Consider the following 13410-nt stretch of genomic DNA (forward strand, 5'->3'; position numbering starts at 1 on the left):
CCGAGGGGTCGCGATGCCGATCACAGCCGCGATCGACCGGATTCCCGGCGGCCCGGAGCCGGGCCTCGGTTCGTGCGCCGGTCGCCGCTGAGCGGGGCGAGCCCCACCGGGGGAGCGGCCTTCAGGGCTGCCCGGGACGACGCGGGCGGGGGAGAGGCCCCGTCCGCCCGTCGCGTCCCGCCGGAGGGTGGATCCCCTCCGGCGGCGGCCTCCTAGGCCCCGTCGAAGCGCCCGCTGGCATGGGCCAGCATGGTGTAGACCTTGCCGGTCTCCGAGGTGAGATAGGCGTCGGTGCGCTTGGCGTCGCTGTCGTTCTTGACCACGTCCCCGAGCAGGCGCTCGAACTCGCTGACGTAGCGGTCGACGCTGCGGCGGAACTCGGCATCCGCCCGGTACCGGCGCTGGATCTCCGCGAAGGTCGTCCGGCCCTGAGGCGTGTAGATGCGCGGGTCGAACAGGTTCGGCTCGCCGCGGCGGTACCGCTCCCAGAGGTCGACCGCGGTCCGGTGCTCGATCATCTTGGCGATGTCGGTCGAGATCGTGTCGAGGGCGATCCGCCCGGTCTCGGCCGCCGGAACCGGGTTGCGACGCCCGGGCGCGGCGGCGGGCGCCGGCGCATCCGCCGCCGGCGGCTCGTCCTCGTCCAGGGAGGCGCGGGTCAGCAGATCCGACAGCCAGCCGCGCTTGTCGCCGGCCTGTGCCGGCGCGGCGGGCCGGACGGACGCGGTCGGTCGCGGCGCCTCGATCCGCGCCGGCGCGGCGACCGCGGCGCGCGGGGCGGCCGCGGGGGCGGGCGGGGCGGGCGGCGCCAGGACGGCCGGCGCGGGGGACGCCGGTGCCAGGGACGCGGCGGGCGGCGCGGAGCCGTTCGTCGGCGCCGGGCCGGTGATCGACCCGGCGGCGCGACCGCCGCCCTCCGCGACCCGCCGCTGCGTCTGCGGCTGGGCGACGTCCACCGACCGGCCGGAGCGGGTGACCAGCGACGAGAGCTCGTTGAGCGCCTTGATCTGGTCGGCAACCACCCGGCGCATCTCGCCCGTGGCGTCCTGGGTCTCGCGGGGCAGTTCGAGCACGCCCTTGGCGAGTTCGGCGCGGGTCGCGTCGAGCTCGCCGCGGATCGAGCCCGCCATCTCGCGCAGGGCCGAGAAGGAATCGCCGAAGCTCGCCTGGGCCTCCTGGAAGCCGCTGCGCATGTCCTGGGCCGCCTCCTCTATGGCCTGGCGCACGCCCTGGGCGGCCTTCTCGCCCTCGGCGCTGGCGCTGTTCTTCAGATCGGCGAAGGCGCTCGTCACCGAGGCGCCGGCGCCCTGGGCCGACTGGGTCAGGGCCTCCCCGACGCTGCGGGCGCGGTCCTCGGCGGCGCGGAGCGTCTGCTCGATCGTCCGCTCCAGGGCCTTGCCGTTCTCCTCCAAGGCCACGGCCCGGGCCTCGAAGGCGGCCAGCACCTCCGTCAGGGCGGTCTCGCGGCCCGTCAGGGTCGCTTCCAGGCGGTTCTCGATGGCGGCGAGCGAGGATGCCGCCCGGTCGAGGGCGGCCACGTGGGCGGCCGTCTGCTCCCCGAGCGAGCGGCCCCGTCCGTCGAGGGTCTCGGCGAGGCGGGACGCCTCCTGGAGCGCCCCGTCGGCGGCGCCCCGGAGGGACTCCACCTGCGCGGAGACCCCGGCGCTGGCCCGGCCGGTCTCGGTGGCGATGCGTTCGAGGGCCCTCTGGACCTGCTCGATCCGGCCCGCGAGCCCCTGCTCGACCGCGCCGAGATTCGCGTCGGCCCCGGCCACGAGCTCGCCGAGCGCCGTATTGGCGGACTCGACCCGCTGGAGCAGGGCCCCCAGTTCCCGGCCCATCCGGTCGTTGGTGTCGAACAGCTCGGAGATGGTGCGGCCCGCCCCGTCCTCGACGGCGGCGCGCAGCAGCTCGGCCGAGGCCCGCGACTGCACCGCCAGTTCCTCGGTCCGCTCCCGCAGGGTCTCGGCCAGCGGCAGGCCGGTCTCGGCGAGCACCCGTTCGATCGCCTCGGCCCGGTCCGCCAGGGCCCGGGACAGGTCGAGCATCGGCCCGTCGATGGCCGCGCGCAGGCGCTCGACATGGCCCTCCAGGCTGTCGCCGACCGCGCGGCCGCTGCCCTCGACGCTGGCGAGCAGAGCGCCGCCCTTCTCCTCGATGGCGCGGACCAGCTTCTCGGCGCTCTCCGCGAGGCGGCGGGACAGGGCCTCGCCGCGGGAATCCACCAGGGCCCCCAGGGCCGTGGCGCGCCGCTCGAACCCGGCCCCGAGGGCCTCGGTGCGGGCGTCGATCAGGCCGGCGAGCGCCGCCTCGCGGCGGCTCAGGGTCTCGGCGAGCGCGGCATTGTGGGCGTCGACCTGCTCGGCATGGGCGCGGGCCCGCTCGTCGAGGGCGGCGACGAGGTTCGCCGTGCGCTCGTCCATGAGCCCCGCGAAGGCCTCGTGACGGTCGTCGAAGGCGTTGGCCAGCGTGTCGGCGCGCTGCGCCACCAGGGTGGCGAACAGGCGCATGCGGCTGTCGATGCGCTGGGTGAAGGCGTCGGCGCGGGCCTCGACCCCGCGGGCCAGAGTCTCGCTGTGCGCCTCCACGGCCTGCGCCAGGGCCGCCGTGCGGCCCTCCACGACGCCGTCGAGGTCGCGCAGGCGGGTGTCGAAGATCTCGACCAGCGCGCCGGTGCGGCCGTGGGCGGCGTCTATCAGGGCCTGGCTGCGGTCCTCGAGGAGTCCCGCGATGGTCGTCCGGGCCTGCTCGAAGGTCTCCCGCAGGGCCTCGATCCGTCCATCGACCCGCTCGGACACGTCGCGGCCGGTTCCCTCGACGATCGCGCCGAGGCGGCCCTGCGTCCGCTCGAACAGGGTCTGCAGTTCGCCGGTCCGTTCCCGGAGGATCTCGGCGAGCTGGGTTTCGCGCGTCTCGAGGAGGCCCGCGATGGCGGGGTTCACCTTCTCGATGGTCGCCTGCAGGGCCTGGGTCCGATGCTCGATCGTCCCGGCGATCTGGCGCCCGCGGCTCTCGACCAAGCGGTCGATCTCGCCCTGCGCGCGCTCGAACAGGCCCTGCAGATCCGCCACGCGGGCGTCGAGCAGGTCGGCCATCTGGCCCGGCGCCGCGTCGAGGGTCGTGCGCAGGCCCTCGGTCCGGGCCGCGATGGCGTCGGCGACGTCCTGGCCGCGCCCGTCCACGAGGTCGCGCAGGCCGTTCTGGGCCTCCTCGAACAGGGTCTGGAGGCGCTGGGTCCGGGCGTCGAGGGTCGCGGCGAGCTGGCGCTCGCGGGTCTCGACCAGCGCCGAGACGGCGGCGGGCGCCTCCTCCAGCACCGTGCGAAGGGACTGGATGCGGGCATCGACCGTGGCGGCGAAGCGGCCGCCGCCGCCCTCCACCATCGCGTCGAGGGCCGACTGCGCCTCCTCGAACAGGGTGCGCAGGGACTGGGCCCGGGCGGTGAGCGTGTCGGCGAGGCGGTTGCCCCGGCCTTCGACCAGGGTCTCGAGGCTGCCCAGCCGCTCGTCGAACAGGGTGCCGAGCTGCCGGGTCCGGTCGTCCAGAGCCCCGGTCGCCGTGCCGAACGCGCCCTCGAGGGCGGCGACCAGCGCCTGGCCGCGCCCGTCCAGCGCCTGGTGGATCGGGCCCATGCGGCCGTCGAGGGTGGCGGCCAGGGTGCCGGCGTGGTCGTCCAGCATCACGCGGATCTGGTTGGTGCGGTCGTCCAGAAGGGTGTGGACCGTGCGCACGCCGTCGTCGAGCAGGCCGCTGATGTCGGCGGTGCGGCTCGACAGGGTGTGGCCCAGGCGGCCCTCGCCGGCCTCCAGCATCCGCTCGGCGTCAGCGATGGTCTGCTGCAGCTTGGCGAGCACGCTCTCGCCGCGCTGGTCGATCAGCTCCGCGAGCGACGTGCCGCCGCGGTCGAGCAGGCGGGCGAGTTCGGTGATGCGGCCGCCGATCGCCCCGAACACGGCGCGGCCCTTCTCGTCGAGTTCCCCCGACAGGGTGGCGAGGCGCTCGTCGATGAGGCGGCCCAGCAGGTCGGCGCGCTCCGCGAAGGCGGCGCGGACGGCATCCGTGCGGGCGGTGAGCGTGGCGTCGGCGCTCTCGGCGTGCTCGTCGACCAGGCGGACGATCTCGGTGCCCCGGGCCGTCAGGGACGTCTCGAGGGCGCGGGTCGACTCCTCGATCGTCGCCGTGAGGGCGCGGACGCGCTCGGCCATGGCGCCGTCGAGGCCGCCGGTCCGGTCGGCGATCATCGCGACGAGGTCGCGGGTCCGGCCGGCCAGTTCCTCGTCCACCGCGCGGGTGCGCGCCTCGATGAGGCGGATCGCCTCGAAGGCCTGCACGCCGAAGCTCTCGTCCACGAGCCGGGCGCGCTCGTCCAGCGCCTCGGCGATCGCCTGCAGGCGGCCGATCACGCCCGCGTCGAACCGGCCGGCGCTCGCCTCGATCCGGCGGGCGATCTCGTCCGTGTGCCGGGCGATGTCCTCCCCGAGCCCGGAGGTCCGGCCCTCCAGCATCTCGGCGAGGCCGCGATGACCCTCCGTCATGATGCGCGCCATCTCGTCGGTCCGGGCGCGCAGCGCCGCGTCCACCGCGTCGGCGCGGGAGCCGAGATGGCCGTCGATCTGGCTGACGAGGCCGGCCACAACCGCGCCGATCTCGGCGGCCCGCTTGACCGACCGCTCCTCCAGACCGCCGAGATGACCCTCGATGAGGCTGCCGGCCTCGCGGGCCTGGGCCGAGATCGTCTCGGCCACGTCCCGGCCCTTGACGCTGATCAGCCGGTCCATCTCCTCGAGCCGCGCCCCCACGGTCTCGCCGAGCGCCGCGGTGTCGCGGCCGATGCGGTCGGCCAGGATGTCGCCGCGGGCGATGGTCTCCTGCAGGGCGGCGAGGCGGCTGCCCAGGGTCTCGTCGATCGCCCGGACCCGGCCGTCGGCCGTCTCGGCGAAGCTCGCGCCGGTCTGGCTGAGGGTGTCGGCGATGCGGGCCCCCTGGCTCGCCACCGCGAGCACGATGTCGCGGCCGGTGCCGCTGATCCGGGTCTGGGTCTCGTCGGCGTGGCTCGCCAGCAGCTGGGCGACGCCGCGGCCGTGCTCGCCGAAGGCGGCCTCCATCTCGCCGATCCGGGCGGCGAGGTCGGCCGAGATCGCCCGGGCGGCCTCGGCGAGGCTGCCGGTGGCGTCGCCGGTCCGCGCGGCGAGTTCGCGGTTGAGGTCGTCGAGGGCGGCGCGGACCATCGCGACCGCTTCCGTGCCCCGCGCGCCCAGGTCGGTGCCGGCCCGGTCGGCGGCGTCGCGGAACCGCGTCGTCAGGGCCGCGGTCTCGGCCTCTACGGCGCCGGTCACCTCGGCGGAGGCGCCGCGCAGGGTCTCCAGGGTGGCGATGAGCCGGGCGGTCGCGTCCTGCGTCCGCGCCTCGGCGGCCTCGCCCGCCTGGTCGGCGGCGGCGCGCAGCGCCTCGGCCGCTTCCCCGGTCCGCGCCGCGAGGGCGGCGGCGGACTCGGCCACGCGGCGCTCGAAGAGCTGAACGGTCGCCAGGCTGCGCGACTCGACCTCGCCCGACAGGTTCTCCACCGTCCCCCGCAGGGACCCGACCGCGGCCGCGGCCCCGGCCTCGAACCCCTGGCCCAGGGCCGAAAACGCCGATTCCAGGCTCGCCGTGGCCTCCTGCGCCCGGTGGGCGATGCCGCCGCCGGCGCGCTCGGCCGCCGTCGCGACCCGGTTCTCCAGGTCGGCGGCCCGGACCGTCACGGTCTCGTCGAGGCGCGCCGCGATGCCGTCCATGCGGTCGGCGAGGGCGCCGCCGCTGTCCGACAGCGCGTCGGCGATGCGCGCGGCGGTGCCGATCAACTCGTCGCGCACGAGGGCCGCCCGCGCCGTCAGGGTCTCGCCGGCACCGCCGGCCGCCAGCGCCAGGGCGGTCTGGGCGTCGCGCCCGCGGCCCTCGATGATCTCGGCCACCGACAGGCCGGCAGTCTCGATCTCGGCGCGCACGGCCGCGCCGCGGCCGGCGATCTCCCGGGTCAGGACCGAGCCGGTATCGGCGAAGCGTGCGGTGATCTCGGCCCCCATCGCGCCGAAACGCTCGGTCAGCTCGGAGCCGCGCGACAGGAACACCGTCTCCAGGCCGTTCACCGAGCGCTCGAAGCTCTCGCGCACGCTGCCGGCCTGCCGCTCCAGCGCCTCGCCCACCTGGGACCCGGTCTGGGAGAGGCTCCGGGCGAGGGCGCCGGTGTTCTCGGCCAGCCGGTCGGTGAGGGCGGTGCCGGCGGTCTCGAAGGCGCCCGTCACCTCGCCGGCGCGGGTCTCGAAGGCGCGGGTCAGGGTCTCGCCGACCTCCTGGATCGCGCCGCGCACCTCCTGGCTGGTGGCCGTGAGATTGTCGATGAGGTCGCTGCCGCGGGCGGTCATCAGGCCGACGACCCGGTCGCCGGCCTCGCCCAGGGAAGCGGTGATCGCCTCGCCGCGGGTCTCCAGCGCACCGGTCACGCGCTCGCCCGCGCCGGTCACCGCGGAGACGATCCGGTCGGAGGCGCCCTCAAGCTCCTGACTCAGGCTCTGGTGCGAGCCCGTGATGGCGTTGCGCACCCGGTCGGCGTTGGTGACGATCGCCTCCCGCTGCGCCACCAGCTCGTCGACGAGGGAGCGGATGCGGATCTCGTTGTCGGAATAGGCGCGCTCCAGCGTGGCGATCTCGCCGCGCACCAGGGTCTCCAGCTCGCCGGCGCGGGCCAGCGCCCGCTCGACGCCGTCGCCCACCGCCGCCACCTCGCGGCGCACGGTCTGCGACATGGTCAGGACCGCATCGGTGGAGAAGCTCTCGGGCTCGGCGAGCCGCACCGCGACCTCGCCGACCGCCCGGGCGACGAGGCGCATCTCCTGGGCGCGGACCGCCAGCATGGCGGCGATGACGAACAGCACCACCGGGCCGAACAGGGCCGCGGCGCCGACGCTCGCCTGCAGGGCGGTGAGGCCCGCCACGACGCCGCGCAGGTCGCCCTCCGACTTCGTCCAGGCGATCAGCACCAGGGCGCCGATCCAGGCGAGGCCGGCGGCCAGCGCGACCAGGTAGGGCTTGGGCGAGGAGCGGACCCGCAGGGTCTGCTGCAGGATGCCGATGTTGCGCCGGTCGTCGTTGGCCACGAGGGACCGGTCGGGGGGCAGGAGCCCGCCCTCGCGGCGCGGGCGCTCCAGGCCGGGCGGAGGCAGGTCGGAGGCGAGGGGCGGGTCCAGGTCGAGCCGCGGCGGCATGGTGCGCCCGGCCGGGTCGCGGGCCCCGTCGAGGAGCGGATCGGCATCGCCGACGTCGGGCAGGCGCGGCTCGGCGCGGCCTTCGGAGGCGGTCGGCGTCAGGGCGTCGAGGTTCAGCGCCTGCTCGATCGCAGAGAGCGCGGCCTCGGCCGGGTCCTTCAGCTTCTTCTCGGTCGCCATTCAACGCCTCGTCACACGGGTTCACCGGCACCTGGGGAGGCTGATGCCGGAGACGCAACACCCCGTTTACCATTACAAGATTAGACGCGGGCAGCGATTGCCGATACCCGCGCCTCCGGCCGGCCCCAGGAAAGGTTAACCGAATGGTTACCGAGCCTGCCGTTCACCGCCTCCGCCATCCTGCCGCAGGGACGGGGTCCGGCGCGATCCCCGACCGGCGAATCAGGGGGTGAATTTTGTGGATCAGGTCCGCAATCCCCGAAGAACACGCATCCCGGGAGCCCGAGCATGCAGGCCATCGACCGCGCGGCGCTGGACGCCCAGACCGGCGGCGACGCCGATCTCGCCCGCGAGGTCCTGGCGCTGTTCGCCGGGCAATGCCGGTCGATCCTGCCCCGGCTCGCCGACCCCGCCGCGCCGCCGGACCGGCGCGCCGACCTCGCCCATACGCTGAAGGGCTCGGCCGCGGGCGTCGGCGCCGGGCGGGTGCACGCCCTCGCGGACGCCGCCGAGGCGCGCCTGCGCGCGGGTGACGGGCCGGTGCCGCTCGACGACCTCGCCGCGGCGGTCGCCATGGCGCTGGCGGAGATCGGGGATGCGCAGGCCTGACGGCCGTCCCGTGACGGCTCCGGGCGATGCGGCGATCGATCCGGAACCGGTGTCAACCGCTGCGCTTGCATTCCGCGGTCTCTGCCGCCAAGCAGGCACGCCGCCCGTCGGACTGAATGCGCTCGACGCGAGCCCGGAGCCCCAAGCATGCCCAAGATCACCTACGTCGACCATGCCGGGACGGAAAGAACCGTCGAAGGCAGCGTCGGCGCGACCGTGATGGAGACGGCTCTGCGCAACAACGTGCCGGGCATCGACGCGGAGTGCGGCGGCGCCTGCGCCTGCGCCACCTGCCACGTCTACGTCGCCGATGCGTGGATCGAGGTGGTCGGCAAGGCCCAGGACATGGAGCAGGACATGCTCGATTTCGCCAGCGACGTCCGCGAGAATTCCCGCCTGTCCTGCCAGATCAAGATCACCCCGGCGCTGGACGGGCTGGTGGTGACGACGCCGTCCCAGCAGGGGTAGGCCCTCCGGCGCCGGGCGTGCTTTCCGGCGAAGGGGATGCCGGTTCGGCGCAGGAACGCACACTGCAACAAGGTGCTGAAGCCGCTCCCTGTCGCAACGGGATCGGGAACGGCTCGAACCGGGGGGCAAAAGAGAGTGCCCGCCTGCGATGCGGCCTGACTCACACGCCGTGCGCACGCCGCAGACGCCGTCGCGTCGGAGTGCCCACGGGGCTCGTGCGGGGCCAAGCCGTCGCGTGCGCCGTGTCGTTTTCCGAAAGCCCGCGACCACCGTTCGGGACGATGCTGCGGGAGCCTGCACATGACCAGGGCCGGGCTTCGGCAGGAACGGCGGCTGGAGACGTCCGGCGAGGCCGATCAGCGGCGTGAGGCTCGCCTCGCCGCCGAAGCGTCCACGCTGGCGGTCGCCGAGGCCGATATAGACGACGGTCGATACATCGCGGACGGCGACGTGGACGCCTGGCTCGATGCCTGGGCGAACGGGGAGCCGGTCGAGCTTCCTGAAGCCTCGGCCCATTCGCCCAAGCGCTGATTGACGAACGTGGAACCGTGTCGTTTCGCGTCCGGATCTCCCGCGCGGCGGCGGCAGACCTCGCTTCCGTGCGAAGATGGCTGCGCCGGCCTGGCGCGGGGGAGAAGGCGGCGCACCGTCTGGCTCAGCTCAACAGAGCGTTTCGAGACCTGCGCCACACCCCGCTCGGATGGCCGGACGGAGACCATGACGGGACGCGCTCCCGCAGCGTAGCGGGCCACCGGATCGTCGACACGATTGCCGACGATGAAGTCCCAGGCACCGTCGACGTGCTTCGCGTCCTCGGCCCCGGTCGGAGCCGGGCGCGGCATTGACGCGCTGTCCGCTTCGTCACACCGGGCGAACGGCAGGTCCGCCCTCACCGCACCAGCGTCCGTGCGGCCGCGTCGAGCCCGTCGAGGGTGAGGGGGAACATGCGGCCCCCGACGAGCTGCCGCATCATGCCGATGGACTGGGTGTAGCCCCAGTGCGTCTCGGGCACCGGGTTCAGCCACGCCGCCTTCGGGAAGTGGGCGAGGAGCCGCTGCATCCAGACGGCGCCGGCCTCCTCGTTCCAGTGCTCCACCGAGCCGCCCGGCGTGGCGATCTCGTAGGGGCTCATCGAGGCGTCGCCCACGAACACCACCCGGTAGTCGCTGCCGTAGGTGCGGATCACGTCCAGGAGCGGCGTCTTCGCCTCGTGCCGGCGCCGGTTCTCGGTCCAGACCGCCTCGTAGGGACAGTTGTGGAAGTAGTAGTGCGCGAGGTGCTTGAACTCCGAGCGCGCCGCCGAGAACAGGGCCTCCGCCTGCTCGATGTGCCAGTCCATCGAGCCGCCGACATCGAGGAACAGCAGCACCTTCACGGCGTTGCGCCGCTCCGGCCGCAGCCGCACGTCGATGTAGCCCTGGCGGGCGCTCTCGCGGATCGTGCCGTCGAGGTCGAGTTCCTCCGCGGCGCCGGTCCGCGCGAAGCGGCGCAGGCGCCGCAGCGCGAGGCGCATGGTGCGCGCGCCGATCTCCCGGTCGTCGTCGAGATCCTTGAACTCCCGCTTGTCCCAGACCTTCACCGCCCGGAAGTTGCGGTTGCCGTCCTGGCCGATGCGGATCCCCTCGGGGTTGTAGCCGTAGGCGCCGAACGGCGAGGTCCCGCCGGTGCCGATCCATTTCGAACCGCCCTGGTGGCGCCCCTTCTGCTCGGCCAGCCGCTGCTTCAGGGTCTCGAACAGCGTGTCCCAGCCGAGCGCCTTCAGCTCCGCCTTCTCGGCCTCGGTCAGGTACTTCTCGGTGAGCTTGCGCAGCCACTCCTCCGGGATGGCGGCGGCCTCCACGGCCTCGCCGAGGGTCTCCAGCCCCTTGAACACGGTGCCGAACACCCGGTCGAACCGGTCGAGATGGGCCTCGTCCTTCACCAGGGCGGTGCGCGACAGGAAGTAGAACGCCTCGACGTCGCGCTCCGCGAGCCCCCGGTCGAGGGCGCCGAGCAGCGTCAGGTACTCCTTCAGGGAGACGGGGACCTTGGCGTCGCGCAGCGCCGTGAAGAATTGCAGCAGCATCCCGCGAGAACGCGCCAGCCAGGCGTCCGGGTCAAGTCGGGGCGAATCGGGCGCCGCCGGACCAAGCTTGGCCAGATTTCCCCGGATCGATCCCGAATCTTCGACATTGGTCGACAAGATTCAGCACTGTGTCCGCGGCCGATTCCAGGGGCTGAGCGAGTCTCCGCACGCGCTTGGGACTCATAACCTGGGCATAAGTCATCGAATCTGTTGATATGTGCCCCGCCAAGCCTCGGAGGGTCACTCATTCAGTCATGGGAATCGCTCAACTCGGTGCATCGAGTATGTGCGGACGCGGCGACGCGGGCCGTACAGAGCAAGCGAGGAGACCCGCGATGGCGGTCATCCTGCGGAATCTGACGGAATTCAAGCGGTTTCTCGGGAAGCCGGGCGCGACGATTCAGCTGGTGCGCAACACCTTCATGGACCGTCAGCCGCAGGCGACGCAACAGGCTTATCGCGACAAGGGCATGTACGCGCCGCGCGCCGTCCAGGCCCTGTCGCGCAAGGCGGCGGTGTTCACCCTCCGGGGCTATCCCGGGACGGTCTGGCTCTACTGGGACAAGGGCGCCCGCGGCTGGCGCTTCTCCGGGGATACCGTGACGGTGCCCCTGGTCACGGGTCTCGGGCCGGCGGACGAGCTGGTCTACCGCTGCAGCTTCGCCGACGGGTTCGAGCCCGCCCCCCGCAGCCGCGTGGCGCGGCGGGCCAAGCTGGAGGAGGCCCATCCCGCCCTGGTCTAGCCGCCGCCGGGCGGGGATCCGCGAGAGGCGCCCGATACGCCCACGATGCGGCCTGCGGGTCACGCCTCCTGGCTGGCCGCCTCCTGACGCCCGGGCTCCCGCTTGGCGGCGGGCTTGCCCAGGGCCTTGCCCACGGTCCGCCGGGCCCGGAAGATCGGCTTCGCCTCGTTCTCGCGCTTCTTCAGCAGGGCGCGATACTCGTCCCGGCGCTCGTGGATCGACGCGATCACGAGGCCCATCGGCACGCCGACATCCACCAGGACCGCCTCCGACAGCTGGAGCGACGCCTCGATCGTCTCCGGCACCGCGTCGTCGACGCCCAGTTCGTAGAGCGCCGAGGCGTGGCGGGCGTCCCGGGCCCGGGCGACGATGGTCAGGTCCGGCCGCTCGGCGCGGGCGGCCGCGACCGCCGCCTCGACGGCGCGCGGATTGTCGAGGGTGACCACCAGGGCCCGGGCCGTCGCGATGTCGCAGCGGCGCAGGATCTCGGTGTTGCCGCTGTCGCCGAAATACACCGGGGCGCCGGCCCGGCGCTGCTCGGCGACCCGGGCGGCGTCGGAATCGAGGGCGAGATAGGGGATCTTGTGCCGCTGCAGCATCTCGCCGACCTGGCGGCCGACGCGCCCGAAACCCGCGACGATCACCCGGTTCTCGACCCGCTCCGGCACCGGCTCCGCCTTGGCGGCGGCCTGGGCGGCGCCCGACGCCCGGCGGCCGAGCCGCCGGCCGAGGGACGACAGCCCCGGGATCATGATCATCGTGACGGTGGTCACCACCAGGGCGGCGGTCCCGACGCCCTCCGGGACCAGCCCGGTGGTCATGGCGCCGCCGATCAGCACGAAGGCGAACTCGCCGCCCGGCCCGATCAGCAGCGCCGTCTCCAGGGCGACCGAGCGGGGGATCTTGAGGACCGGGGCCGCCATCATCACCACGGCGGCCTTGATCAGGACCAGCGCCAGCGACAGGCCGAGGATGGTGCCCGGCGACGCCATCAGCTGGGCCGGGTCCAGGTTCATGCCCACCGAGACGAAGAACACGCCGAGCAGCAGGCCCTTGAACGGGTCGATCGTCGCCTCGATGGCGCGGCGGTATTCGGTCTCCGCCAGGAGCAGGCCCGCCACGAAGGCGCCGAGCGTCATCGACAGGCCGCTCGCCGCCGCGGTCAGGGCCGTGCCGACGATGACCAGCAGGCAGGCCGCCATGAACAGCTCGGTGGAGCGCGTGCGGGCCACGAGCTGGAACAGGGGCCGCAGGGCGAGGCGCCCCGCCACCACGATCAGCCCCAGCGCGACGGCGGCCTGGCCCAGCGCCATGGCCAGCGCCAGGCCCTTGTCGCCGCCGTCGTCGCGGCCCAGCACCGCGATGGCGAACAGGACCGGCGCCACCGCGAGGTCCTGGAACAGCAGGACCGCGAAGCTCGTCCGTCCGGCCGGAGCGTTGAGCCGCCGCTGCTCGGCCAGGACCGGCAGCACCACCGCGGTCGACGACAGGGCGAGGCCGATGCCCACGATGGCGGCGCCGGCGAGCGGCACGCCGAGCCCGTAGAGGATCACCGCGAGGATCAGCGCGGAGCAGCCCACCTGCAGGGAGCCGAGGCCGAAGACCAGCCGGCGCAGGACCCGGAGGCGCTCCCAGGACAGCTCGACCCCGATCATGAACATCAGGAAGATCACGCCGAACTCGGCGAGGTGGGCGATCTCGGTGCGGTTGCCGATGGTGAAAAGGTGCACGTAAGGGTGGGCATCGGCGAGGCGGCCGAGACCGTAGGGACCCAGGAGGGCGCCGGCGCCGATGAAGCCGAGCACCGGGGAGAGCCGCAGGCGGTGGAAGAGCGGCACCACGATTCCCGCGGTGACGAGGAACAGGATCGCTTCCTTGTAGGAGCCGGCGTGGACCTCTGGCATCGGGGTCGGATCGAACCTCGTCTCACGGCGGCGGCGGGGATGCCGATCACGGCGAGGCGATCATGGGTCGTGGACCGGCGGCGGGCAACAGCTTTCGGCGCGCGCCGGGCCGGCCGCGTGCGATCCGACACAAGCCCGATACACGAGGCAGGTGAGACATTTCGGCCACCGGTGCCGCGCTCCCGGGTGCTCATCCGGTC

General features: G+C 73.8%; 7 protein-coding genes. 4 read left to right on the plus strand and 3 right to left on the minus strand.

Features of this window, described 5'->3' with window-relative positions; translation table 11 throughout:
• Positions 1-212: 212 nt before the first annotated feature.
• The gene (locus MKL01_RS14805; protein ID WP_243905972.1) at positions 213-7421 is read right to left on the minus strand and encodes a hypothetical protein; all 7209 of its coding nucleotides are present in this window, start codon (positions 7419-7421) and stop codon (positions 213-215) included.
• Between the two features lie 288 nt (positions 7422-7709).
• On the opposite strand from MKL01_RS14805, the gene MKL01_RS14810 reads away from it, so the two are divergent.
• The 3 genes from MKL01_RS14810 (at position 7710) to MKL01_RS14820 (ending at position 9029) form a co-directional block, all read left to right on the plus strand.
• Entirely contained in the window at positions 7710-8030 is a 321-nt protein-coding gene (locus MKL01_RS14810; protein WP_243905973.1) for an Hpt domain-containing protein, read from the plus strand.
• Positions 8031-8177: 147 nt separating this feature from the next.
• Entirely contained in the window at positions 8178-8498 is a 321-nt protein-coding gene (locus MKL01_RS14815) for a 2Fe-2S iron-sulfur cluster-binding protein (RefSeq protein WP_043347410.1), read from the plus strand.
• Between the two features lie 300 nt (positions 8499-8798).
• The gene (locus MKL01_RS14820; RefSeq protein ID WP_243905974.1) at positions 8799-9029 is read left to right on the plus strand and encodes a hypothetical protein; all 231 of its coding nucleotides are present in this window, start codon (positions 8799-8801) and stop codon (positions 9027-9029) included.
• Between the two features lie 358 nt (positions 9030-9387).
• On the opposite strand, the gene MKL01_RS14830 is transcribed toward MKL01_RS14820, so the two are convergent.
• Positions 9388-10563: a vWA domain-containing protein gene (locus tag MKL01_RS14830; protein WP_243905975.1), complete on the minus strand. Its 1176-nt coding sequence runs from the start codon at positions 10561-10563 to the stop codon at positions 9388-9390.
• 335 nt (positions 10564-10898) lie between these two features.
• On the opposite strand from MKL01_RS14830, the gene MKL01_RS14835 reads away from it, so the two are divergent.
• Positions 10899-11306, plus strand: a complete 408-nt coding sequence (locus tag MKL01_RS14835; RefSeq protein ID WP_243905976.1) for a hypothetical protein — start codon at positions 10899-10901, stop codon at positions 11304-11306.
• 59 nt (positions 11307-11365) lie between these two features.
• Here MKL01_RS14835 and MKL01_RS14840 read toward each other — a convergent pair whose 3' ends face one another.
• Positions 11366-13210 (minus strand): cation:proton antiporter, encoded by a 1845-nt coding sequence (locus tag MKL01_RS14840; RefSeq protein WP_243905977.1) that lies wholly within the window; start codon positions 13208-13210, stop codon positions 11366-11368.
• Between the last annotated feature and the right edge of the window lie 200 nt (positions 13211-13410).

It is taken from the genome of Methylobacterium sp. J-070 (assembly GCF_022829385.1).
Classification (GTDB): Bacteria; Pseudomonadota; Alphaproteobacteria; order Rhizobiales; family Beijerinckiaceae; genus Methylobacterium.

Excerpts from the sequence above, each read along its gene's own strand:
- MKL01_RS14805 (WP_243905972.1), bottom strand. The coding sequence starts at position 7,421 with ATGGCGACCGAGAAGAAGCTGAAGGACCCGGCCGAGGCCGCGCTCTCT.
- MKL01_RS14810 (WP_243905973.1), top strand. The coding sequence starts at position 7,710 with ATGCAGGCCATCGACCGCGCGGCGCTGGACGCCCAGACCGGCGGCGAC.
- MKL01_RS14815 (WP_043347410.1), top strand. The coding sequence starts at position 8,178 with ATGCCCAAGATCACCTACGTCGACCATGCCGGGACGGAAAGAACCGTC.
- MKL01_RS14820 (WP_243905974.1), top strand. The coding sequence starts at position 8,799 with ATGACCAGGGCCGGGCTTCGGCAGGAACGGCGGCTGGAGACGTCCGGC.
- MKL01_RS14830 (WP_243905975.1), bottom strand. The coding sequence starts at position 10,563 with ATGCTGCTGCAATTCTTCACGGCGCTGCGCGACGCCAAGGTCCCCGTC.
- MKL01_RS14835 (WP_243905976.1), top strand. The coding sequence starts at position 10,899 with ATGGCGGTCATCCTGCGGAATCTGACGGAATTCAAGCGGTTTCTCGGG.
- MKL01_RS14840 (WP_243905977.1), bottom strand. The coding sequence starts at position 13,210 with ATGCCAGAGGTCCACGCCGGCTCCTACAAGGAAGCGATCCTGTTCCTC.